This window comes from Arthrobacter sp. Ld5 (genome assembly GCF_051172775.1).
Classification (GTDB): domain Bacteria; phylum Actinomycetota; class Actinomycetes; order Actinomycetales; family Micrococcaceae; genus Arthrobacter_D.
The window spans coordinates 126,772-148,455 of record NZ_JBPKBO010000003.1 but is presented as its reverse complement, the minus strand read 5'-3'; the positions used below and the strand labels follow the sequence as shown (position 1 = coordinate 148,455).

The following is a 21,684-nucleotide window of genomic DNA, read 5'->3' as shown; positions in this document are numbered from 1 at the left end:
CATGCGGACACCAGAAGCGTTGACAGCCAGTACCCAGGACGGGACCTACCCGCGGCCCCAGCTCCTCCGCCGCCGGTGGACGGACCTCGGAGGCCCGTGGGAATTCAGTCACGACGACGAGGACGCGGGCGAGGCGGAGTCCTGGTTCTCCGCCCGTGAGCCGTTCCCCCTCACCATCACCGTCCCGTATCCCCCGGAGTCCGCGATGTCGGGCGTGCACGAGACCGGCTTCCACCCCGTGGTCTGGTACCGCCGGACGATCACGCCGGCGGACATCGACGAGAGCGGCCGCACGCGGGAGGACGACCGGCTGCTCCTCCACTTCGGTGCGGTCGACTACCGGGCCACGGTCTGGATCGACGGGCAGCTCGTCGGCTCGCACGAGGGCGGCCAGACCCCCTTTTCCTTCGACGTGACGAGCCACGCCAGGTCGGGCGAGGATCTCGTCCTCGTCGTCCGGGCCGAGGACGATCCGCACGACGTCGCGCAGCCCCGTGGCAAACAGGACTGGCTCGAGGATCCGCACGTCATCTGGTACCACCGCACCACTGGCATCTGGCAGCCGGTCTGGCTGGAATCCGTGCCGGAGTCGTTCATCGAGACGGTCGCCTGGGAGCCGGACGTCCCGAACGGCTCGGCCCGCCTAGAACTGGAGGTCTCCCCGCAGCGCGTCGGCGCCCTGACGGTGCGGGTCGACCTGAGCTTCGACGGCCAGCCCCTGGGCACCTATTCGGCGTCAGTCGGCCAGTCCCGTGTCGTAATGGACTGCGTGATCCCGCACCAGGCCAACGGCCAGGCCTACGAGTCGCTGCTGTGGTCCCCGGACCACCCCCGGCTGATCGACGCGACCGTCACCCTGCTCGACGCCGACGGCGGAGCCCTGGACGAGGTGGCGTCCTACTTCGGCCTGCGCAGCGTCGGGACGGCCGGACGCCACTTCCTCCTCAACGACCGCCCCTTCTACGTGCGATCCGTGCTGGAGCAGGGCTACTGGCCGGACTCGCTGCTCGCCGCCCCGGACGCTGCCGCGCTGCGCGAGGAGGTCCAGCTCATCAAGGACCTCGGCTTCAACGCCGCCCGCCTGCACGAGAAGGTGGAGGACCCCCGGTTCCTCTACTGGGCGGACCGCCTCGGTCTCCTCGTGTGGGGCGAGATGGGCAGCACGTTCGAATTCTCGCCGACGGCGATGGAACGCGTGGCCAGGGAATGGGTCAGCGTCGTACAGCGGGACCGGTCCCACCCGTGCATCGTCACCTGGGTCCCTCTCAACGAGAGCTGGGGGGTCCAGCAGATCTCCCACAGCCCGGATCAGAAGCACTTCGCGCAGGCCATGTACCACCTGACGAAGGCCCTCGACGGGTCCCGACCGGTCATCTCCAATGACGGCTGGGAGCACGTGGAGTCGGACATCTTCACCATCCACGACTACGCGACGACGTACGACGACCTCCACGCGAACTACCGGGACCTGCCCGCCTTCCAGGCACTCGTCGACGGCGTCGGGCCGGCCGGGCGCCGGCTCAGCGTCCTGCCGGGCCTGCCGAGGACGGAGCCGATCATGGTGTCCGAGTTCGGCGGGATCCTCTACGCACCGAACAGTCCCATCGAGACGTGGGGCTACTCCACCGCGGAGTCCGGCGAGGACTTCGCGCGGCGCCTGGAGACCCTCTTCTCGGCCCTCCAGGACAGCCCGTTCCTGTCCGGGTTCTGCTACACGCAGCTGACCGACACCCTGCAGGAGGCCAACGGGCTCACAGACGAGAACCGCAAACCGAAGCTCCCCGTGGCGGAGATCCGCAAGATCGTGATGGGCAAAGCCTGGAGGCCGGACCATGCATGATTCCACCCGTGAGCACGAGCCGGTCGCGTCCCGGATTCCCGACGGGGCGTCGCCGGAGGCGGCAGCCGCCGTCGAGGGGCTGTACACGCGTGGCGTGATCGCCCAGCAGGGAGCCTTCTCCCGCGAGTGGGCGGCGACGATGCGCGAGGACATCGACGCGGCCTTCGCCGAGGCCCTCGCGCGGCCGAACGGCGCCGTCGGGCGCGGACCGAAGCGCTACTACGTCGAGATCCACCCCGAGCAGTTGCGGGGCTGGGTCGAGCTCGTGGACCACCCGTGGGTGCGCATGGTGTGCGAGTCCGTCCTCGGCCCGGACTACGAGATCGTGGAACTGGGTTTCGACGTCCCGGGCCCCGGCGCCGTCAACCAGCCATGGCACCGCGATTTCCCGATGCCCGAGGAGACGCGGGAGACCGGGCGGCTGACGTCGCTCGCGTTCAACCTGACCGCTGTCGACACCGAGGAGGACATGGGACCCTTCGAGGTCGCTCCCGGCACGCAGTGGGACCTGCCCGAGGGCTTCGACCACGAGATGTTCCCGCCGAAGTCGGCGTACCCGCGGTACGAGGGTCTCGCCGAGCGAAAGTACCCGACGATGGGGGACGTCTCCGCCCGGTCCGCGCTGACCATCCACCGCGGCACGAAGAACGAGTCGCAGAAGTCCCGGCCGGTCCTCGTGCTCGGGGTGGACGCCCCCGGCGCGGGCAACGCCGAGCACCACGCCATGGCCGTCACGCAGCCCTTCTACGACGCACTGCCCGAGCGGGTCCGCCGCCACGTGGTCTGCCCGATCGTGGACACCCTGGTCCCGATCACGCAGAAGCACTCCATCGAGGGCCTCATGATGGGCGAGGCCTGAGCGGTCCTGCACGATCCCGTACGACGACGGCGGCACCCGGGTGGGTGCCGCCGTCGTCGTACGTCCGGGGTGTTCCCGGGTTGCTACCTCCGCGCGAGCTCGGGGTGGTGCAGCTCCGTCACATCAGGGTGCGCCCGGACCCGACCCTTGAGCACGTTGGAGCCGTAGGAGGAGAGCATCGGGTTCTCGGGATCGTCCGAGATGCCGCGGGCTGCGGCGCGCAGCTCGTCGGTCAGGGGGACCGGCTCGATCACGGCGTCGAGGCGCGGCGACCAGAAGAAGGGGACGGCGTAGCGGTCCACGCCCGGCGCGGGGGCGGTGACGCGGTGGATGGTCGCCGCGAGGTACCCCTCCGTGGCGACCTCGAGCATCTCACCCAGGTTCACGACGAGCGCCCCCGGGATCGGTGTGACCTGGACCCATTCGTCGGCGCCGTGGGGAAGTACCTCGAGGCCGCCCACCTGGTCCTGCAGCAGGAGGGTCACGAAGCCGTAGTCGGCGTGGGCTCCCACGCCCTGGGAGCCGGCTCCCTCGACGACGCCGCCCACGTAGTGCACGAGCTTCGCCATCCAGGCCGGGGTGCCCTCGAAGGGTTCGGCGAAGTAGTCCTCGGGGAGGTGCAGGGCGACGGCGATGGCCGACAGGAGTTCGGCGCCGACGCGCGACATCAGCGCGGCCCACGCCATCGCCTGCTCCTCGAGTTCGGGCAGCGCGGTGCGCGGCCACAGGTTGGGGCCCTGCAGGAGCCAGTACGGCTCGTCGGCGGGGTAGTCCGCCACGGGCTCACGCTCGGGGGAGAAGTCGATCTGCTCCCGGGCATCGGGCCGTCCACGGGTGACCTCCGTGCCGAGGCCGGCGTACCCGCGGAAGTGCGGCGAGGTCCGGTTGTGGAGCCGGAGGCGCTCCTCCAGCGGGAGGTCGAAGAACCGGCGGGTGACGTCGAAGAGATCATCGGCCTGGGTCGCGGTGGCACCGTAGTTGATGATGTGGAAGAAGCCGACGGTGTGGGCGGCGTCCCGCAGTTCCTCGATGAACCCGGGGGTGAAGGATCCGTCGGCGGAACGGGCGGTGCTGAGGTCAAGGGTGGGGATCGATCCCGTGGACTGCTGCATGCGCAGGAGACTACGCCTGTTGAAAAATCGCCCCCTCCTTTGCGTTACGCCGTGTTGCGACCGTCCCCGTCGGTCCCGTCCGCACCGCCGCTGCCGTCCGCACCGTCGGCCCCGGGGTCCCGCAGGCCCGCGAGCGCGCGGACCACGCGGAGGCCGGCGTCGGACCCCCGCCAGTGGCGGGCCAATGCCTCCGGGCCGGCGGCCCGCACCACGGCCCTCAGGGTCACCGCGATCACGACGACGTCGTCCGCGTAGCCGATCACGGGCAGGAAGTCCGGGACGAGGTCGATCGGGAACACGAGGTAGACCGCGAGGAGGCCGAGCATCACGCGTGCCCGTACAGGGACGGATCGGTCGGTGGCGAGACGGCGGACGAGCCCGAGGAGGTCCGGGCCCAGACGCAGTGCGTCCTGCAGCGAGAGAACCTCGGGGTGCCGCCGTGCGTAGACGGCGAGGCCCACGAGGAGGACCGCATAGGCGACCAGGATCGCGACGGCGGTCTCCACCACCGGCTCCCAGTTCATCTCCCTCCTCCCCCCGGGTCCTGCCCGGCCGGGCACTCGACCCGCACTGTTCCCCCCGCACGTTCCCCCCCCGCACTGTTCCCCGGCCCGCGACTTCCCCTGCACACGAGGCGGGGAGGCATGCGGCCCGTGGGAGGACTGTATAGGTTGGAGAGGTACCGAGCATCCATCAGGAAGGCACCATCCCATGATCTTCATCGTCGTCAAGTTCACCGTGAAGCCCGAGTGGAGCGACCGCTGGATCGACCTGACGCGGGACTTCACGGAGGCCACGCGCCGGGAACCGGGCAATCTCTGGTTCGACTGGTCCCGCAGCGTCGAGGACCCCAACCAGTTCGTGCTCGTCGAGGCGTTCCAGGACGACGCCGCCGAGGCGCACGTGAGCAGCGACCACTTCACGCAGGCGATGCAGGACATGCCGCAGGCACTCGTGGAGACGCCGGAGATCATCAGCGAGCGGATCGGCGCCGAGGGCTGGGGTCGGATGGGCGAGCTCACCGTCGCCTAGCTGGGCTGTCCGGGGAAGTCGGTCTGACCGTCCGGGCGGATGGGCGAGCTCACCGTCGCCTGACCGGGTGCGCCCGTCGGGCTTGCGCAGGGCGCCTGACGGTCGCCGTCAGGCGCCAGGCCCGCCGGGGAGCGCCTGTTCCAGGATGAAATCGTCCTCGAAGCGGTCACCCAGCCGGAAGCGTTTCGTCCCGACGCGCCGGAAGCCGTGCTTCGTGTAGAACCGGAGAGCCCGCGCGTTCTCCTGGTTCACGCCGAGCCAGACCCCCGGCCGTCCCGAGTCCGCGGCGAGCTCGAGGGTCCGCCGCATCAGTGCCGCCGCCGCGCCGCGACCGTGCTGGTCGGGGTGGACGTAGAACTTGCTCAGCTCCACGGTGGGCGCGATCGTGAGGGCGGCGAGGACGTCCGGATCGGTGGGCTGATCCAGCGCCACCATGCTCCAGCCGCCGACGCGCTCGCCCTCGCGCAGGCAGAGGATGGTGTGAAGGGGCGATTCGATGTACCCGACGAAGCGGTCCACGGAGAGCTGTGTCGCGATGTGCCGTGCGATGTCCTCCGGCCGGGAGTCGGCCGGGCACGCCAGGGGGAAGGTGACCGCGGCGACCGCGGCGAGCTGCGCGGCGTCGGCGACGGTCGCCGTCGTGACGTGGACGGGTGGGCCGGTGCCGGAACGGGGGCCGGTGCCTGGCCCGGCGGAGGGGGCGACGACCGCGGTGGTGCCGCCGTCGCCCGGCTCGACGCTCGTCCCGGGGTCGCGAAGCCTGTCCATGGTTCTCTCCTGTTCGGGGTGCGGTGGCGCCAGCCTATCGGTGACGGGTGGCACACTGGTGACGGCAGCACGGCCCAGGGTGAAGCAGGTCCGGAGGCCCGCCCGACAGCGTCGGCGGCCGTCCGGCAGGAACAGATCGACGAGGATCACGATGACGACCGAGACACACCAGCAGGACGCCTACCACGAGGACATCCTCGGTGCGGGCTACGAGGTGCGCACACTGTCCCTGCGCCCCGACGAGGAGGGCGACGTCGTCGCGACCCTGGTCCGCCGCACCCGGCCGGCCGGGTCGCGCCGGGCCGTGCTCTACGTACACGGTTTCGTGGACTACTTCTTCCAGACGCACCTCGCCGACTCCTGGCTGGACGCCGGGTTCGATTTCTACGCACTGGACCTCCGGAAGTACGGGCGGTCACTGCGGGACCACCAGACGCCGAACTACATCACGTCGCTGGACGCGTACGACGAGGAGCTCGACGAGGCGGCGCGCGTCATCCGCGAGGAGGAAGGCCACGACGTCCTCGTGGTCATGGGCCATTCCACCGGCGGCCTGGTCACGTCGCTGTGGGCGCACCGCCGTCGCGGAGCGGGTGTCGTGGATGCCCTCGTCCTCAACAGCCCCTGGTTCGACCTCAACGCGAGCCTCTTCCAGCGCACCCTCGGCACCGCGGCGGTCCACCGCCTCGGGACGCTCAGGCCGCGCGTCGTCGTCGGGAAGCTCGGCACCGCGTACGGCCGGTACCTGCACCGGGAGTCGGGCGGCGAGTGGGAGTACGACCTGGCGTGGAAGCCCCATGCCGGGTTCCCCGTCGTCGCCGGCTGGCTGCGCGCCATCCGCCGCGGGCACGCGGAACTGAACCGCGGCCTCGCGATCGACTGCCCCGTGTTCGTCGCGTGCTCGGACGCCACCTCGAATCCCGCGAAGGAACCCGAGCGCATCTCGTCCACCGACGTGGTGCTCGACGTCGCGCACATCGCGGGTCGGGCGCCGAGGCTCGGCGGCCTCGTCACCCTCGTGCGTGTCGCGGGCGGCATCCACGATCTCGCGCTCTCCCCGGAGCCGGCCCGGTCGCGGTTCTTCGAGGAACTGGGACGGTGGCGGGAGGCCTACGTGCCGGGAGGTGGGGAGTGACGGGGTCGGCCCGGACCGCGTCGGGGGCGTGCTCCTGAGCTAGCGGTCGTCGGACACGACGTCGTAGGTCAAGACGGCGAACTGGCCCTGCTGCTCGACGGAGCGCAGGGTCAGCCGGTCCGATTCGACCCGGAGGGGCAGCAGCGGCGCTCCTCCCGCCAGCGCGACGGGCGCGACGGCGATACGGATCTCGTCGAGCAGGCCCGCGGCGAGGAACTGCCCTGCGAGGTCACCGCCGCCGACCACCCAGATGTCCCGGGACCCGGCCGCGTCGCGCAGCCGTTCGATCACGGGCTGGACATCCCCGGATACGAACCGCACGTCGGCGCCCTCCGGGACCGGCAGCTCCCTGCTGGTGAACACGAAGGTGGGGCGGTCGCCGTACAGGGCGCCCCACTTGATGGGCTCCTCCAGCAGCCGCTCGAAGGCCAGCACCCATTCGTACGTCGTCGACCCCTCGACCAGCACGCCCACGCGATCGAGGAAACGCTCGTACTCTTCCGGGGGAGGCGGTTCGAGGGCGAAGAGCCAGTCGAGGGAGTTCCGCTCGTCCGCGAGGAACCCGTTCAGGGTGGAGGCGGTATAGAAGATGACGCGGGTCATGGGCTATTCCACCATGCGGTGCACGGTCCGGTAAGGGGTCGACGCCGTCCTGCCGGACCGTTCTTCCCACCGTCCGGGCCCGCGGAGTGGGAATGTTCGAACCTGCCCACCGGACGCGGACGCCCGACGGGCAGATCCCCGCGACCAGGGGCGCGCCTACCCCTGCGCCTCGACCCCGCCCACGAAGCGCCGGACGAGGGCGTCGAACTCTGCCTCCCGCTCGATCTGGGGCATGTGCCCGCACTGCTCGAACAGGTGGACCTCGGCGTGCGGGAACACCGTCCGGGCGTGCTCGAGGTGCGACGCCGGCAGGATGCGGTCCTCGTCGCCCCACACCACGAGGGTGGGCTTGTGCTGTGCGGCGACCGTGCGCAGGAGGTCCGTCCGCCACCGACGGCGGACGCCGCGGAGGGTGCCGAGGTGGCGGGCGACGGCGAGCAGGACGTCGTCGTACACCGGGTTGCGGCCCACCTCCTGTGCGTGATCGAGCCGCTCCTCCGTGACGAACCGCTTGTCGTAGAAGAGGGCGCGCTCCGTCCGGTAGGCGGCCTTGCGGGACTTGTCCTTCAGGAGGCGCCGGCCGAGGGGGCGGAGGGCGAGCAGGCGCAGCGCGATCGTCACCTCCGTGCCGAAGCCGGCGCTGTTCACGAGCACCAGGCTCCGCACGCGCTGGGGTTCGAGGGCGCTGATCTTCATGGCGACCGCGCCGCCGAGCGAGTTGCCCACGACGTGCAGCGGCCGGTGTTCCCCGAGGACGTCGAGCGCGGCGATGACGAAGCGTGCCAGGGAGTCCATCGAGTACCGGCCCGCCGTACGCTCGGACAGGCCGAAGCCGGGCAGGTCCACGCTGATGACCCGGTGGTCCGGGGCGAGGCGTCCGTACAGCCCCTCCCAGTCCTCGAGGCTGCGGCCGATCCCGTGCAGCAGCAGGACCGGCGGCATGTCCCGCGCACCGGCGTCGCGATACCGCACGCGGACGCCCTCCACCCGCAGGTAGCCGCCGTCGTCGCCCCCGGGCAGGGACGTCCCCGGCGGGGTCCCGGTGGCCGGCCCGGTGCCGGGCCGCACGCCGCTCACCGGCGCGCCTTGCCGGCGAGCCGGGCGAGGCCCGTGACGCGGCGCTCGAGAGTGCCGAAGGACATGGGCGCCACGCGGGCGACGACGTCGGGCAGTTTCGCGCTGAGGCCGATGAGCAGCCGGGCCCTGCGGGCCTTGACCGCCTCGAGCATCAGCTCGGCGGCGCGGTCGGCGGGGAAGGTGAGGAGTTTGTCGAACTCGTCCTTCGCACGGGTCACGTCCGCATCGCTGTGGTTCCCGCCGATCCGCGCGTTGCGGGCGATGTCGGTCCGGATCCCGCCGGGGTGCACGCTGGTGACGCCGATCCCGCGGGGGAGCAGTTCGTTGCGGAGGGCCTCCGTGAACCCGCGCAGCGCGAACTTGCTGGCGGAATAGGCGGTCTGGCCCTTGGGCCCCACGAGGCCGAACAGGCTCGAGACGTTCAGGACGTGCCCGCCGGGCGCGATCCGCGGGAGCAGCCGGTGCGTGAGCAGCACGGGCGCGGTGAAGTTGATGGCCATGACCCAGTCGAAGTCGTCCATGCTGATCTGGTCGAAGCGGCCCGCGAGAGCCACCCCGGCGTTGTTGACGAGCAGGTCCACGCGCTCGGTGGCGGCGAGCAGGTCGGTCGCGAGGCGTTCGACGGCGTCGCGGTCGGCGAGGTCGGTCGTGAACGTCGTGACGCTGCTGCCCGGGTAGGTGGAGCGGATGGAGGCGGCGACGGCGTCGAGCCGGTCCGTGTCGCGGTCCACGAGCAGCAGGGTGCTGCCGCGTTCGGCGAGGCCGCGGGCGAGGTGCTCGCCCATGCCTCCGGCCGCGCCGGTGACGACGGCGGTGGAGCCGGTGAACTGGAAGGGTTGGATGCTCACGCGTGGATCTCCTGGAGGTCGGGTGCCGGGGCGGCCGGCGGGGTGGGGGCGTCGAAGACCATGTTCTTCGCGAGGTTGCCGTGCAGGGCGGTGGGGGCGTCGAGCAGGTAGTTCTGCCGCATGGTCCATGGTTGCCGGTCGCCCTGCTTGGGGAACGCGGCGACGGCGCGCTGCACGTAGCCGGAGGTCAGGTCCAGGATGGGCCGCGCCTTCATGGGGCCGTCGACGGCGGGTGCCGCGGACCGGTGGCCGTGGCGGTCCATGTACCGGAGGAGGCGGCACACGTAGCGGGAGCTCAGGTCCGCCCGCAGCGTCCACGAGGCATTCGTGTAGCCGACGCACAACGCGAGGTTGGGCACGCCGCTGACCATCAGGCCCCGGTACACCCACGCGTCGCCGAGGTTCACGGGGGCGCCGTCGACGGTGAAGGTGGCGCCGCCCAGGGGCAGCATCGAGAGTCCGGTGGCGGTGACCACGACGTCGGCGTCGAGTTCCTGTCCGGAGGCCAGGCGGATCCCGTGCGGCGTGAAGGTGTCGATGGTGTCCGTGACCACGGAGGCCGAGCCCTGCTTCATCGCCTTGAAGAGGTCCGCGCTGGGGGCCACGCACAGGCGCTGGTCCCACGGGTTGTAGGCGGGCGTGAAGTGCTCGGCGACGGTCGTCTCGTCGCCGAGGATCCGCGCGGTCTGGGTGCGGATGAGCTTCTTGGCGGTCTCCGGGCGGCGGCGGCACAGCTGGTAGAACGCCTGCGTGAACAGCACGTTCTTGGCGCGGGCCACGTGGTGGGCGATGCCGGCGGGCAGGTGGCGGCGCGCGGCGTCGGAGAACCGGTCGCGGCTCGGCACGGCGGTGACGTAGGTGGGGGAGCGCTGCAGCATGGTCACGTGCGCGGCGTCCTTGGCCATGGACGGCACCAGGGTGACGGCGGTGGCGCCGCTGCCGATCACGACGACGCGCTTGCCGGTGTAGTCCAGGTCCTCCGGCCAGAACTGGGGCCGCACGATCTCGCCCTCGAAGGACTCGAGGCCGGGGAAGGTCGGCTCGTACCCGCGGTCGTAGTCGTAGTACCCGCTGCAGAGGTAGAGGAACCCGCACGTGAGCCGGCGGCGCTCCGTCGTGGCGGGGCCGGCGCCGTCGTCGTCCGTGACGTCCAGGTCGAGGGTCCACCGGGCGTCCTCGGAGGACCAGGCGGCGCTGACGAGCTTGGTGCGGAAGCGGATGCTGTCCCGGATGCGGGGTTCCTCCGCGGTGTCGCGGATGTACTGCAGGATGGACGAGCCGTCCGCGATCGCCTTGGCCTCGGTCCAGGGGCGGAACGGGTAGCCGAGCGTGAACATGTCGCTGTCGGACCGCACGCCCGGGTAGCGGAAGAGGTCCCACGTGCCGCCGATGGCGCCGCGGGCCTCGAGGACGGCGAAACTCTTGTCCTTCAGCTCCGTCGCGACCCGGTAGGCGGCGCCGATGCCGGAGAGTCCGGCGCCCACGATGACGACGTCGAGGTGCTCGATGGTATCCATGGTTCCCATTCTTCCCAGGAACCGGCCGGCTGGCTTGACTTCGCGCGACAGCTATTTACCCTTGGACGACATGGGCTCCGTGATCCGATCCGCCGGCATGCGCGGCTTCCGGGACGTCGTCGAGCAGTTCGGGGGCGATCCCGCCGCGCTCGCAGTGCAGTACCGCGTGCCGCTGAAGGCGATCGACAGCGACGACGTCCTCGTCTCCGACGTCGCCATGGCGAAGCTCCTCGAGGGCGCCGCCCGCTCCCTGCCCTGCCCGGACCTGGGCCTGCGCATCTCGGAGTACCAGGACATCGGCATCCTCGGCCCGCTCGCGGTGGCCGTCGAGAACTCGCCGACCGTCGGCGCGGCCCTGGAGTGCGCCTCCCAGTTCCTGTTCCTCCACAGCCCGGTGCTCCGGTTCACCATCGTCGCGGACCCCGAGGGGCGGCCGGGCGACGTGGGCCTCTGCTACGGATCCTCCGAGGGGGCTCCGCCGCGGCAGGCCATCGACGCGATCCTCGCGTTCTCGCACCGCATGATCCGGTTCCTGGTGGACGGGCCGTACGGCCTGCACTCCGTCCATCTCTCGCACCTGCCCAAGGCGCCCGCGGCCCGGTACACGGAATTCTTCGGCGCGGAGGTGCGGTTCGGCCAGGGCGCGTCCCTGCTGCGCGTGCCGAGGAGCCTGCTCGACCGTCCGATCGCCGGGGACGGGACGCTGCGGGAGATCGCCCTCGACTACCTGCACAGCCATTTCCCCGAGCCGGGGCGGGTGGTCACGCCACAGGTCCGGAACACCATCGACCGCATGCTGGGGACGTCACCGCCGCGCATCGACTCCGCCGCGCGGCTCCTCGGCATGCATGCCCGCACCCTCCAGCGGCGCCTCGCCGTGGAGGGCACCTCCTTCGGGTCCCTGCTCGACGACGCCCGCCGCGATGCGGCGCTGCGGCTGCTCACGCGGACGGATCTGCCGCTGCAGCAGGTCGCTGCCCTGGTGGGCCTGTCCGAACAGTCCGCACTCACGCGCTGCGTCCGCCGGTGGTGCGGGACGACGCCGCGGGCGGTGCGCGCGGGCAGCGGGCGCCCGGCCGCGGGTCCCGGGTCCGTCGACACGGGGCGGGTCGGGCTGGCCGGCACCATCGGGGAAGGTGCCCTCGGCGGCACCGGGCCGGCCCCCGCCTAGACTGGGACGCAGGAGTCGGGGTGGGAAGGAGAGCCGGTGGCCGGGATCACCAGTGCCGACGTGGCCCGCGAGAGCGGGGTGTCACGGACCACCGTCAGCTACGTCCTGACCGGTCGCGACGGCGTCACCATCTCCGAGGAGACCCGTCGCCGCGTCCGGGAGACCGCGGCCCGGCTCGGCTACGCGCCGTCGGCCGCCGCCCGTGCCCTGCGCACCGGTCGCAGCGACCTCGTGCTGTGCATCCTGCCCGACTGGCCCGTGGGACCGGTGATGGAGACGCTGCTGGACGAACTCGCCGACGAACTGTCCGGCCGCGGGCTGTCCGTCCTCGTGGATCACGGGCGGGGGACCCGCCCGCTCGCCGAGCTGTGGCGTGCCGTCACCCCGCGGGCGGTGATCGGCTTCGCGCCCTTCCCCGAGGAGGACCTGCGCATGATGCGGCAGGCGGGCATCCAGGTGCTCGGGACCCTCGGCGAGGAGCATCAGGCCGACCGGTGCCGGCCGTCGGAGACGCAGCTCGCCATCGGCGCCCTGCAGGCGCGGCGCCTCGCGGCGCGTGGCGCCGAGCGGCTGGGCTACGCCTGGCCCACCGACCCCCGGATCGAGGACTTCGCACGGGATCGCCTGCTCGGGGTGCAGCGTGCCTATGCCGCCCTCGGCCTGCCGGAGCCGTCCGTCCACCCCGTCGCGCTCGACGCCGCCGCCGCGGCCACCGTGGTCCGCGCCTGGCGGGAGGAGGGGGTCACCGGTGTGGCTGCCTACAACGACGACGTCGCGCTCGCCGTGCTCGCCGGTCTGCGGGCCGAAGGGCTGTCCTGTCCCGGGGACGTAGCGGTGGTCGGGGTCGACGACGTCCCCGCGGCGGCGCTCGCGGCACCCCCGCTCACAACGGTCGCGCAGTCCATCGAGGTGCAGGCGCGCTATCTGGCGGCCCTCGTCCTGGCCGATCTCGACGGGTCGGCGGAGAAGCCCGGGCACCCGGGGGACGGGCTGCGGCTGGTCGAGCGGGAATCGGGATAGCGGTTCTCCGCGTCCGGACCAGTTCACGCGGCCACCGAGCGCGGTGCGCCGTGTCGCCGGGCCGGCTGGGTGCACCGCCGGATCCGGCATCACGCGCAGCCGGGATTTCGCCCCCACGCAGGAAGGGCCGGAGCAGTCGATGAACTGCTCCGGCCCTTCCCGGTCCTGCTCGTGCTCTACCGGCCTGCTACTGGGCGGCGGGGTACCGCAGCACGTAGCTCGGCGTCCCGGTGTTGTCGTTGCTCACGGGAGCGCCGGTGTTGTTGACGACGTGGTCGATCGTGCCCGCACCCAGGTTCACGGTCAGGAGGTGGTTGAGCACCACGCCGGGGGTCTCCGGCACCTCGAAGCCGCGGGTGGCGTGGAGGCTCGGGTCCACGTTCGTGAAGACGTACGAGCCGCCGCCCCACAGGGTGTGGGTCTTGACGTGGTCGGCCACCTTGTAGCCGGCCCAGCCGAGGACGCCGTCGTGCTGCCAGGCGGCCTGGTCGGGGGCGTCGTAGGGCAGCTCGTTCTGGAAGAAGACCGTGCGGCCCCGCTCGCCGTTCCAGATGACGTTGTACTCCTGGTAGTGCTCCACGAAGAGGCCCGTCGCGGTGACGTCGTCACCGTTGACGATCACGCCGTTCCGGCCGGTGCTGACGTCCCAGCCGAAGGTGCCCTCGTTGCCGTGGTCCGCCCGCCACACCCAGGTGTGGTCGATGAGCACGTGGTCGCTGTTGATCTCGAGGCTCACATCGGCCTTGCCCACGTTCGGGCCGCCGATGCGGAAGTAGACGTCGCTCAGTGTGGTCGGGTTCGACGGGTCGCTGTGCTTGGCCCCGTTGTTGCCGTTCTTCGTGCCCACCTGCAGCAGGACGGGCGAGTTCACGGTGCCGCCGTCGATAGTGACGCCGGCGATGACGACGCCGGGCACGTCGGCGACGCGCATCGGCGTGGCGCCGTCGACGGCGGTGAGGGTCGCGTGACCGATGCCGAGCACCACCGTGTCGGCGCGCTTCACGGCGATGGTCTGGCCGATGTCGTAGACGCCCGGGGTGAGGAGGAGGTGCTTGCCGCGGGCGAGCGCGTTGTTGATCGCCTGGATGGAATCACCCGGCCGTGCCACGAAGAACTCGGACAGCGCGATGGTGCGGCCGGCCGTCTGGCCCTCGCCCCACGAGATGCCGCGCGACTCGGTCTGGGCGGAGGGCACGCGCACGCTGTAGGCGCCGGAGGCATCCGCGAAGAGGTAGGGCTTCTCGCGGCTGACCAGGGTGCGGTCGAGCGTCGTGTACGGGGGAGCGGGGAAGGACTCGTCCGTGGGGGCGCCCTCCGTGCCGGAGAAGACGGCGTTCCAGACGCCGTTGGACCAGCTGCCGATCTCCGCGTTGCGGGTGAACCACTGCTGCTGCGAGCCGTTGACGATGTCGCCGGCCTTGGAGTCGGCGAGGTAGCCGCCGCTCGCGTACTGGGGGCCCGCGGTGCAGTAGTCCATCAGCGAGAGCGTGCCGCCGGTGACGTTGACGCGCCGGAGCGAGACGGCCTGGGACACGGCCCAGAAGTTCGCGGTCGAGCGGCAGCCGTCCTGGCCTGCGCCGTTGACCTCGAGCGTGAGGTTCGAGAGCGTGCGCCAGAAGTTGTTGAGCGCGATGCAGTTGCTGGTGCCGTTGCCCTCGAGGCAGCGGTTGTAGACCTCGATCTTGCCGTTGATCGTCACGTCCGAGGGGGAGGCGCCGAGACCGGCGACCTCCGTGTAGTAGCCGACCTTGAACTGCAGGGGTTCGGCGTCCGTGCCGTACGTGCCCGGCAGGAAGAGCAGGGCCTCGCGCTCGGTGCCCATCTCGTTGTCGATCTGCCGGGCGTTGACGGCGTCCACCGCGGCCTGGATCTCGCTGACGGGCATGCTCGGATCGAAGATCGTCACATTGGGGCCGAAGTCGGGGGCGGTCACCGGGGGTGCCTTCTTGGTGGCGACCGGCGTCGTCCCTGCGGGTGCCGGGGCCGGCGCTGCGATGGCGGCGACTCCCGTGCTGCCGGCCAGGAGCACGGAGGCTCCGAGGGCCGCGGCCAGGCGCGTGCGCCCGGTCCGGGTGGATGGGGGGATGGTCATGCGGGGAGGTTCCTCTCCGTCGAGGTGATGCTGAACGAGGCGTCAGGTGAATCGTGTCACCAGTCGTTCGTGAAGTACATCGTCGAAACCGGGGGAAGTCAAGGAAAGTGGGCGATCGCGGTGTCGGCGTTGAACGGCGGCGACGCCGGTGATAGAGCTTGGTAGGCGCAGCCGATCCCAGGCAGCCGCACCGACCCGAGGAGACACCATGGCAACGCCCGACGACGCAGAGCGCACTCTCAACGACTGGAGCCGCACGCTCGGCCAGGCCCTGCAGGTCCTCGACCTCGAGCTGGATCACGCCCGGATCGTGGAGCTCGCCGACCGCACCTCGCAGTTGCTGACGGCGGATGCCGGCGTGATCAGTGCCTTCATGGTCGGCTACGCCGCGGGCACGGTCACCACGAACGGGCGGGCGGAGACGGACGCCGCCATCGAGAAGGCCGCGAAGACCGTGCTGACCGTCATCGAGAAGGACGAGCAGACCCGGGAGCAAGAGGGCTGGACGGGCACGGCCCAGTAGGGCCCGTCACACCGGCGCGGGCTCCTCGCGCCGCGTGGATGCGAGGCGGGCGACGGTCCAGGCGACGACGACGGTGACGAGCACCGCGGCGGCCAGACCCAGTCCCGCATAGCCGAGCAGCACGAGGGCGGGGCCCGCGAGTGCCCCGCCCACGGCGCCCGCACCGTTCATCACGAGGTCGGACGTGCCCTGGACGGGCGCCCGCTCCGCGGCTCCCACCGCGCCGGTGAGGAGCGTCGACGCCGACACCACACAGGCCGACCAGCCCAGGCCGAGCAGCACCAGGCTCGTGGTCACCCACCCCTCGGACTCCGATCCGCGCCATGCCACGACGAGGGCCAGGACCAGGAGGACCTGCCCGCACAGGATGCCCCGAGTCTTCCCGAAGCGGTCCGCGATCCAGCCGAACACCGGCGACAGGGCGTACATGCCGGCCACGTGCAGGCTGATCGTCAGGCCGACGACGGACAGCCCGGCGCCGTGGTCGTGGAGGTGCACCGGAGTCATCGACATGAGCGAGACCATCGCGGCGTGACTCACCGCGATCGTTGCCACCGCGAAGCGCGCCGTCGCGTTGTCGGCCAGGATGCGCAGTCCGTTCCGGTGCTCCGGCGGCGCGCTGTCGGCGGGCCGGGCGGCCGCCTGCCGGGCGACCGCCGTCAGGAGCGGGTCAGGCCGCAGCCCCAGGGCGTAGACCGCCGCCGCACCGACCTGCGCCGCAGCGGAGAAGACGAAGCCGCCGCTGAGCGGCGGGATGCCCAGCACCAGCGCGACCGCCGCGCCGGGTTCGAAGAGATTCGGCCCGAGCACGGCGCCGATCGTGGTCGACCACACCACGAGGGCGAGGCTCCGGCCGCGCGTGCCCTCGGTGGCGAGGTCGGTGGCGGCGAAGCGGGCTTGGAGTCCTGTGGCGGACCCGACGCCCAACAGCATCAGGGCGAGGATCAGCAGCCCGAACGCGGAGAGCGACGCCGCGGCGATCGCCAGCAGTGCGCCGACGCCGGACACGACGGCGCCCGTGGCGAGGGAGACCCGGCGTCCCCGGCGCTGGGCGAGCGATGCGAGGGGCACGGCCGCTGCGGCTGCGCCCAGGGTGGCCATCGTGGCGGCCATCCCGGACCAGGCGCTCGACCCGGACGTCTCCGCCGCGAGCAGTGCGCCGAGGGAGAGCGTGGCCCCGGCTCCGAGCCCGCCGAGGACCTGCGCGGACACGAGGACACGGAGGACACGGCGCTGGTGGATCTGCTGCTCGATCGGTGGCACGGCCGCTGGCCCCACCGGGTGCCCGATCTGCTGCTCGGCCTGCGGCGTGGCCGGCTTCTCCTCCACGGCGTCTCCTCCCCTGGTCGTCACGACCGGTGCAGTCTATCCGCGCCACTGCAGGGTGCGGGCAGCGACGCCGCAGGGAGCGTCGCGATCGACCGTCGGGGGTGATCCACCCGCACGGAGCCCGCTGACGACGACGGTCCACCGCCGTGCGCCAGTGCCGGAAGGCTGGATCCAGGCAGGGGGGCGTGGCGTATCCTTCGGCCATGACTGAGCCAGAAACGGCCGACGCGGACCTGTCGGATGCCGGACCCGGATTCGTGTCGGAGGAGGCCGTCTACGGGCTGATCCTCGTGGCGGGCATGATCGTCACCGCCGGAATGCATGGCGACAGCAGCTGGGCGGTGTTCTGGACCGTGGTCGGCACGGTGCTGGTGTTCTGGTCGGCGCACGTCTACGCGGGGACGCTCGCCCATCTGCATGCCGGTCGTCGCCACCTCACCGACGTGCGGACGGCGCTCCGGGCGGCGGTCCGGCGGTCGTCGGGCCTGCTCATCGGGGCGGCGGCCCCCGCCGCCATCCTCCTGCTGGGAGCGAGCCGCGCCATCGACGACGGGAATGCGATGTGGTTCGCCCTCTGGGCCGGGGTCGCCGTCCTCGCGGTGCTGGGATACGTGGCTTTCCTGAGGCGGGGCGCGACGCTGCCGGTACGCCTCCTCGGCGCCTTCACGACGGCGCTCTTCGGCGTGGCCATGATCGTACTCAAGGCGATCATCCACTGACGACGGTGGTCATCGTCCCCTCGAGGGGACGATGGTGCCCCGGTCGACCACGGCACGACCATCCGGCTGCGGGAGCTACCGTCGTCCGGATGATCCGTCCCGGCGCCGTCAGGCGAGGAGCTTGGCCTTCTGGGCGGCGAACTCCTCCTCGGTGAGGATCCCGTCCTCCTTCAGCGACGCGAGTTCCCTGAGCCGGGTGACCAGGTCCGGCTGCGGCTCGGCTGCGGCGGCGGGTGGTTCGTCGGCGTGCGTCGAGGCTGGTTCCTCTTGTCTTTCCTGCTCGTACGCCCGGTTGCGGTCGGCCGCGGTCTGGGCGTCACGGTCGGCGAACTTGGCGGCCTGCCGGCGCTGCACGCGTCCGCTCACGGCGGTGGCGGTGCCGGCGACGACGGCGGTGCGGGCTACCCCGCGTAGTAGACCTGGCATGTCTCGATCTCCTCAATCGGTGTCGTCGAGCGCATCGAGCGCCTCGATGATGTCTGTGGCCGGGATGCGGGCACTGGCGACCAGCTCGCCGCCACTGGCACGGACCGCGGCCACGAACCGTGCGGCCCACGTGTTCTCGTAGACGATGAGCGCTGCCACCGTGCCGGGCGTCATGGCGTCCGTCGCCTGGCGGATGTCGTCCTGGTCGAGAATCCCGGACGATGCCCCGGCGAAGGTCGAGAATCCGCCTCTCTCGGAAAGAGGGTCGGAGAACTCGACGACGTCGACCGTCCCGTCCTCCGCCTTGCGGATGATCAGGAGGTCGAAGAGCCGGATCACCCCCCGATCCACGAGGTCCATCAGGGCGGGGGCGGCGTCGCCGGTGAGGCGGTCGGCCGAGAATTCGAGCAGGACGAAGTCGATCGGGGCGACGATCGCTTCGTCGCTGTCCAGTGCCGGGGCTTCCGTGGTGGTCACTGCGGGTCCTTCCTGGGGTCGGTGGGGAACGGGGTGCCCGTCACTCGGGCGAGGAGTGCGGCGATCCGTCAGTGGAGTGCCTTCTCCTTGAGCGAGGCGTATTCATCCGCCGTGATCGAGCCGCTCTCGTAGAGGGACGCCGCCTTGCTGATCTCGTCGGCGGAGCTGGCGCCGGCGATGGACCGGATGCGCTGCGCCTCGTACTCCTGCTGGCGTTCGATCGACTTCATCTGGCGTTCGCTCATGCCCCTGCCGCGGGCGATCACGTACACGAGCGCGGTGATGAAGGGCAGGAAGATGAGGAAGATCAGCCAGACCGCTTTCGCGAAGCCGCCCAGCTCGCGGTCGCGGAACAGGTCGCCGATGATCGAGAAGAGGACCATCAGGTATGCGACGAACGCGAAGGTCCAGAAGAAGAACCAGATGAAATCCCAGATACCTTCAAGAACGTCCATGACCGATCTCCTTTGCCTCACCCGATGGGAATCTCGGTGCGGGGGTGCCCGAGGGGCTCCATCGCACGTAGGCATCAGGCTAGAGGTCGGGTAGGGCGCCGGACAGGGCCGATGGTCCCACTACTCCTGCTGCTGACACGAGAAGACCCCCGGCCGGGACCGGGGGTCTTCTCGTGGTGCTCGGTGTGCCGTTGCGGTCAGGCGTTCGCCGCCTCTGCCTTCTTGACGGGTGTCGCCGTGCCGTTGGTCGGGAAGCCGTCCGGTTCGGCGTCGCGGGTCTGCACCGTGGCGACGTGGTCGTGGGACGTCGGAGCCGTATGGGTGCTCTTCTCGAAGCGGACGATGATCTGCTTCGACCGCGGCGTGTTGCTGCCCTCGGCGACCTCGTCGAGCGGGACCAGGACGTTGGCCTCCGGGTAGTACGCGGCAGCGCAGCCGCGCGCCGTCGGGTAGGAGACGACGCGGAAGGCGCGGAGCACGCGCTGCACGCCGTCGTCGTACACGCCGTGGATGTCCACGTTCTGGCCGTCCTCCAGGCCCAGCTCGGTGATGTCCTCCGGGTTGATGAACACCACGTGCCGGCCCTTCTTGATGCCGCGGTAGCGGTCGTTGTGGCCGTAAATGGTGGTGTTCCACTGGTCGTGGGAGCGCAGCGACTGGAGGATCAGCGTTCCCTCCGGACGCTCGAGGTACTCGAGGTCGTTGACGGTGAGGACGGCCTTGCCCGTGGGCGTGTTGAACGTCCGTGAGTCACGCGGGCCGTTCGCCATGACGAAGCCGCCCTCCCGGCGGATCTTCTGGTTGTAGTCCTCACAGCCTTCGACCACGTTGGCGATGTGCTTACGGATGAGGTCGTAGTTCTTCTCGAAGCCCTCCCAGTCCGCGTTGATCTTGCCGTCGATCGTGGCCCGGGCGAGACGGCTGATGATCGCGGGCTCGGAGAGCAGGTTGTCGGAGACGGGTTCGACGCTGCCCCAGGAGGGGTGCACGGCGCAGACCGTGTCCTCGACGGAGACGAACTGCTCACCCGTGGCCTGGCGGTCGATCTCCGTGCGGCCCTTGCAGGGGAGGATGAGCGCCTCCTTGCCGGTGATCAGGTGGGAGCGGTTGAGCTTGATGGAGATCTGCACCGTCATGTCGGTGTTCTGGAAGGCCTTCTCGGCGACCTGCGTGTCGGAGGTCGCCGAGACGAGGTTGCCGCCGAGCGCCACGAGCACCTTGACCTGTCCGTCGCGCATGCGTCGGATGGACTCCACGACGTCGACCCCGTGCTCGCGGGGCGGTTCGAAGCCGAACTCCTTGCCGAGAGCGTCCATGAACGTCTCGGGCATCTGCTCCCAGATGCCCATGGTGCGGTCGCCCTGGACATTGCTGTGGCCGCGGATGGGGGAGGCTCCGGCACCGCGCTTGCCGATGTTGCCGCGGAGCAGCAGGAGATTGATGATCTCCTTGATCGTGGCGACGCCCTTCTTCTGCTGCGTGATACCCATCGCCCAGGTGATGATCACCTTGTCGGCGGCGAGGTAGCGGGCGGCGAGCTCGTCGATCTCCTCGATCCGGAGGCCCGTCGCCTCGACGACGGTGGCGTCGTCGAGCTTCATGAGGTAGTCGCGGAGCTCGTCGAGGCCCTCGCAGTGCTCTTCGAGGAAGGCGTGGTCCAGGACGGTGCCGGGGTTCTTCGCCTCGGCCTCGAACACGCGCTTGGACACGGCCTGCAGCAGGGCCATGTCGCCGCCGAGCCGGACCTGGAGGAACTGGTCGGCGATCTCCGTGCCCTTGCCCGCGACCCCCTTGACCTTCTGCGGGTTCTTGTAACGCTTCAGTCCCGCTTCGGGCAGCGGATTCACGGCGACGATCTGGCCGCCCGTCTCCTTGCAGGCCTCCAGCTCGGTGAGCATGCGCGGGTGGTTCGTACCCGGGTTCTGGCCCATCACGATGATGAGGTCCGCGTCGGCGTAGTCGTCGAACGTGACCGTGGCCTTGCCGATGCCGATGGTCTGGCCCATCGCCCAGCCGGAGGACTCGTGGCACATGTTGGAGCAGTCGGGGAGATTGTTGGTGCCGAAGCCGCGGACGAAGAGCTGGTAGAGGAACGCGGCCTCGTTCGACGTGCGGCCGCTCGTGTAGAAGGCGGCGTCGTCCGGGGCGTCGAGGCTCTTGAGCTTGTTGCCGACGATCTCGAAGGCCTCGTCCCAGCTCACGGGCCGGTAGTGGTCCTCGCCGGCCGGCTTGTACACGGGCTCCACGAGCCGTCCCTGCATGCCCAGCCAGTACTCGGAGCGCTCGCGGAGATCGGTGATCGAGTTCTCGGCCCAGAAGTCCGAGGAGATCACCACGGGTGCCGCTTCCCACGTGACGGCCTTGGCGCCGTTCTCGCAGAACTCGAAGGTCTTGCGCTTGCCGGGGTCGGGCCAGGCGCAGCTCGGGCAGTCGAAGCCGTCCTTGTGGTTCATCTTGAGGACGGTCTGCAGGGTGCGCTTGAGGCCCATGTGCTCGATGGCCGGCTTCATGGAGTTGTAGACGCCGGGGATGCCCGCAGCCCAGTCCTTGGGACCCTTCGAGACCTCGATGTCCTTCTCGTCGATTTCGTTCACACGGGGTTCACTTCGCGTCATCGCGGACGTCCTCCTTCGCGGCCCGGGTGGGGGCACTCCTCGACAGGTGGTCTACCCGCCCTGATA

21 protein-coding genes are annotated in these 21,684 nt (G+C 70.7%); 8 read left to right on the top strand and 13 right to left on the bottom strand.

Annotated elements, in window-relative coordinates; translation table 11 throughout:
- The first annotated feature begins 1 nt into the window (after window position 1).
- Complete coding sequence (locus tag ACSGDB_RS01985; RefSeq protein ID WP_434992432.1) at window positions 2-1,840, top strand: glycoside hydrolase family 2 protein; 1,839 nt, start codon at window positions 2-4, stop codon at window positions 1,838-1,840.
- Window positions 1,833-2,699 carry a phytanoyl-CoA dioxygenase family protein gene (locus ACSGDB_RS01980; RefSeq protein ID WP_434992429.1) on the top strand — a complete coding sequence of 289 codons (867 nt, stop codon included), beginning with the start codon at window positions 1,833-1,835 and terminating at the stop codon, window positions 2,697-2,699. Before ACSGDB_RS01985 ends, ACSGDB_RS01980 begins: the two co-directional genes overlap by 8 nt.
- 83 nt (window positions 2,700-2,782) lie before the next feature.
- On the opposite strand, the gene ACSGDB_RS01975 is transcribed toward ACSGDB_RS01980, so the two are convergent.
- On the bottom strand, window positions 2,783-3,811 hold the full coding sequence (locus ACSGDB_RS01975) for an isopenicillin N synthase family dioxygenase (RefSeq protein ID WP_434992428.1): 1,029 nt from the start codon (window positions 3,809-3,811) through the stop codon (window positions 2,783-2,785).
- A gap of 44 nt (window positions 3,812-3,855) precedes the next feature.
- Complete coding sequence (locus ACSGDB_RS01970; RefSeq protein WP_434992426.1) at window positions 3,856-4,335, bottom strand: YkvA family protein; 480 nt, start codon at window positions 4,333-4,335, stop codon at window positions 3,856-3,858.
- A 187-nt stretch (window positions 4,336-4,522) separates the two neighbouring features.
- On the opposite strand from ACSGDB_RS01970, the gene ACSGDB_RS01965 reads away from it, so the two are divergent.
- Window positions 4,523-4,843 (top strand): putative quinol monooxygenase, encoded by a 321-nt coding sequence (locus ACSGDB_RS01965; protein ID WP_434992424.1) that lies wholly within the window; start codon window positions 4,523-4,525, stop codon window positions 4,841-4,843.
- Window positions 4,844-4,951: 108 nt separating this feature from the next.
- On the opposite strand, the gene ACSGDB_RS01960 is transcribed toward ACSGDB_RS01965, so the two are convergent.
- On the bottom strand, window positions 4,952-5,611 hold the full coding sequence (locus ACSGDB_RS01960; RefSeq protein WP_434992422.1) for a GNAT family N-acetyltransferase: 660 nt from the start codon (window positions 5,609-5,611) through the stop codon (window positions 4,952-4,954).
- 151 nt (window positions 5,612-5,762) lie between these two features.
- On the opposite strand from ACSGDB_RS01960, the gene ACSGDB_RS01955 reads away from it, so the two are divergent.
- Window positions 5,763-6,746: an alpha/beta hydrolase gene (locus tag ACSGDB_RS01955; protein WP_434992421.1), complete on the top strand. Its 984-nt coding sequence runs from the start codon at window positions 5,763-5,765 to the stop codon at window positions 6,744-6,746.
- A 39-nt stretch (window positions 6,747-6,785) separates the two neighbouring features.
- Here ACSGDB_RS01955 and ACSGDB_RS01950 read toward each other — a convergent pair whose 3' ends face one another.
- The 4 genes from ACSGDB_RS01950 to ACSGDB_RS01935 form a co-directional block, all read right to left on the bottom strand.
- The gene (locus tag ACSGDB_RS01950) at window positions 6,786-7,349 is read right to left on the bottom strand and encodes a dihydrofolate reductase family protein (protein ID WP_434992418.1); all 564 of its coding nucleotides are present in this window, start codon (window positions 7,347-7,349) and stop codon (window positions 6,786-6,788) included.
- 156 nt (window positions 7,350-7,505) lie between these two features.
- A complete protein-coding gene (locus ACSGDB_RS01945; protein ID WP_434992417.1) occupies window positions 7,506-8,426 on the bottom strand; it encodes an alpha/beta fold hydrolase in 921 nt (306 codons plus the stop codon).
- Window positions 8,423-9,274 (bottom strand): SDR family NAD(P)-dependent oxidoreductase, encoded by an 852-nt coding sequence (locus ACSGDB_RS01940; protein WP_434992415.1) that lies wholly within the window; start codon window positions 9,272-9,274, stop codon window positions 8,423-8,425. Before ACSGDB_RS01940 ends, ACSGDB_RS01945 begins: the two co-directional genes overlap by 4 nt.
- The gene (locus ACSGDB_RS01935; RefSeq protein ID WP_434992413.1) at window positions 9,271-10,791 is read right to left on the bottom strand and encodes a flavin-containing monooxygenase; all 1,521 of its coding nucleotides are present in this window, start codon (window positions 10,789-10,791) and stop codon (window positions 9,271-9,273) included. The genes ACSGDB_RS01940 and ACSGDB_RS01935 overlap by 4 nt, the downstream gene beginning before the upstream one ends.
- A 70-nt stretch (window positions 10,792-10,861) precedes the next feature.
- Here ACSGDB_RS01935 and ACSGDB_RS01930 point away from each other — a divergent pair, with 70 nt between their 5' ends.
- Together ACSGDB_RS01930 and ACSGDB_RS01925 are read left to right on the top strand one after the other, a co-directional pair.
- Window positions 10,862-11,962, top strand: coding sequence for an AraC family transcriptional regulator (locus tag ACSGDB_RS01930; RefSeq protein ID WP_434992411.1), 1,101 nt, complete (start codon window positions 10,862-10,864; stop codon window positions 11,960-11,962).
- Between the two features lie 36 nt (window positions 11,963-11,998).
- The gene (locus ACSGDB_RS01925) at window positions 11,999-12,982 is read left to right on the top strand and encodes a LacI family DNA-binding transcriptional regulator (protein ID WP_434992410.1); all 984 of its coding nucleotides are present in this window, start codon (window positions 11,999-12,001) and stop codon (window positions 12,980-12,982) included.
- A gap of 187 nt (window positions 12,983-13,169) precedes the next feature.
- Here ACSGDB_RS01925 and ACSGDB_RS01920 read toward each other — a convergent pair whose 3' ends face one another.
- Window positions 13,170-15,074, bottom strand: a complete 1,905-nt coding sequence (locus ACSGDB_RS01920) for an adenylyl cyclase (protein ID WP_434992409.1) — start codon at window positions 15,072-15,074, stop codon at window positions 13,170-13,172.
- A gap of 208 nt (window positions 15,075-15,282) precedes the next feature.
- Between ACSGDB_RS01920 and ACSGDB_RS01915 the strand changes: the two genes are divergently transcribed.
- Complete coding sequence (locus ACSGDB_RS01915; protein ID WP_434992408.1) at window positions 15,283-15,597, top strand: DUF6457 domain-containing protein; 315 nt, start codon at window positions 15,283-15,285, stop codon at window positions 15,595-15,597.
- A gap of 6 nt (window positions 15,598-15,603) precedes the next feature.
- On the opposite strand, the gene ACSGDB_RS01910 is transcribed toward ACSGDB_RS01915, so the two are convergent.
- Entirely contained in the window at window positions 15,604-16,950 is a 1,347-nt protein-coding gene (locus ACSGDB_RS01910) for an MFS transporter (RefSeq protein ID WP_434992406.1), read from the bottom strand.
- Between the two features lie 179 nt (window positions 16,951-17,129).
- Between ACSGDB_RS01910 and ACSGDB_RS01905 the strand changes: the two genes are divergently transcribed.
- The gene (locus tag ACSGDB_RS01905; protein WP_434992405.1) at window positions 17,130-17,645 is read left to right on the top strand and encodes a hypothetical protein; all 516 of its coding nucleotides are present in this window, start codon (window positions 17,130-17,132) and stop codon (window positions 17,643-17,645) included.
- Window positions 17,646-17,753: 108 nt separating this feature from the next.
- Here the strand turns inward: ACSGDB_RS01905 and ACSGDB_RS01900 are convergent, their stop codons facing one another.
- From ACSGDB_RS01900 to ACSGDB_RS01885, 4 genes are all read right to left on the bottom strand, one after another.
- Window positions 17,754-18,071, bottom strand: coding sequence for an SHOCT domain-containing protein (locus tag ACSGDB_RS01900; protein WP_434992404.1), 318 nt, complete (start codon window positions 18,069-18,071; stop codon window positions 17,754-17,756).
- Window positions 18,072-18,083: 12 nt separating this feature from the next.
- Window positions 18,084-18,548, bottom strand: coding sequence for a DUF6325 family protein (locus tag ACSGDB_RS01895; protein ID WP_434992403.1), 465 nt, complete (start codon window positions 18,546-18,548; stop codon window positions 18,084-18,086).
- A 68-nt stretch (window positions 18,549-18,616) separates the two neighbouring features.
- Entirely contained in the window at window positions 18,617-19,003 is a 387-nt protein-coding gene (locus ACSGDB_RS01890) for a PLDc N-terminal domain-containing protein (protein WP_434992402.1), read from the bottom strand.
- Window positions 19,004-19,200: 197 nt separating this feature from the next.
- A complete protein-coding gene (locus tag ACSGDB_RS01885; protein ID WP_434992400.1) occupies window positions 19,201-21,618 on the bottom strand; it encodes an FdhF/YdeP family oxidoreductase in 2,418 nt (805 codons plus the stop codon).
- Window positions 21,619-21,684: the final 66 nt, after the last annotated feature.

Coding starts and splice junctions, on each gene's coding strand:
- ACSGDB_RS01965 (WP_434992424.1), top strand. CDS start 4,523: ATGATCTTCATCGTCGTCAAGTTCACCGTGAAGCCCGAGTGGAGCGAC.
- ACSGDB_RS01975 (WP_434992428.1), bottom strand. CDS start 3,811: ATGCAGCAGTCCACGGGATCGATCCCCACCCTTGACCTCAGCACCGCC.
- ACSGDB_RS01935 (WP_434992413.1), bottom strand. CDS start 10,791: ATGGATACCATCGAGCACCTCGACGTCGTCATCGTGGGCGCCGGACTC.
- ACSGDB_RS01890 (WP_434992402.1), bottom strand. CDS start 19,003: ATGGACGTTCTTGAAGGTATCTGGGATTTCATCTGGTTCTTCTTCTGG.
- ACSGDB_RS01905 (WP_434992405.1), top strand. CDS start 17,130: ATGACTGAGCCAGAAACGGCCGACGCGGACCTGTCGGATGCCGGACCC.
- ACSGDB_RS01950 (WP_434992418.1), bottom strand. CDS start 7,349: ATGACCCGCGTCATCTTCTATACCGCCTCCACCCTGAACGGGTTCCTC.
- ACSGDB_RS01980 (WP_434992429.1), top strand. CDS start 1,833: ATGCATGATTCCACCCGTGAGCACGAGCCGGTCGCGTCCCGGATTCCC.
- ACSGDB_RS01960 (WP_434992422.1), bottom strand. CDS start 5,611: ATGGACAGGCTTCGCGACCCCGGGACGAGCGTCGAGCCGGGCGACGGC.
- ACSGDB_RS01885 (WP_434992400.1), bottom strand. CDS start 21,618: ATGACGCGAAGTGAACCCCGTGTGAACGAAATCGACGAGAAGGACATC.
- ACSGDB_RS01955 (WP_434992421.1), top strand. CDS start 5,763: ATGACGACCGAGACACACCAGCAGGACGCCTACCACGAGGACATCCTC.
- ACSGDB_RS01920 (WP_434992409.1), bottom strand. CDS start 15,074: ATGACCATCCCCCCATCCACCCGGACCGGGCGCACGCGCCTGGCCGCG.
- ACSGDB_RS01970 (WP_434992426.1), bottom strand. CDS start 4,335: ATGAACTGGGAGCCGGTGGTGGAGACCGCCGTCGCGATCCTGGTCGCC.
- ACSGDB_RS01915 (WP_434992408.1), top strand. CDS start 15,283: ATGGCAACGCCCGACGACGCAGAGCGCACTCTCAACGACTGGAGCCGC.
- ACSGDB_RS01930 (WP_434992411.1), top strand. CDS start 10,862: ATGGGCTCCGTGATCCGATCCGCCGGCATGCGCGGCTTCCGGGACGTC.
- ACSGDB_RS01900 (WP_434992404.1), bottom strand. CDS start 18,071: ATGCCAGGTCTACTACGCGGGGTAGCCCGCACCGCCGTCGTCGCCGGC.
- ACSGDB_RS01985 (WP_434992432.1), top strand. CDS start 2: ATGCGGACACCAGAAGCGTTGACAGCCAGTACCCAGGACGGGACCTAC.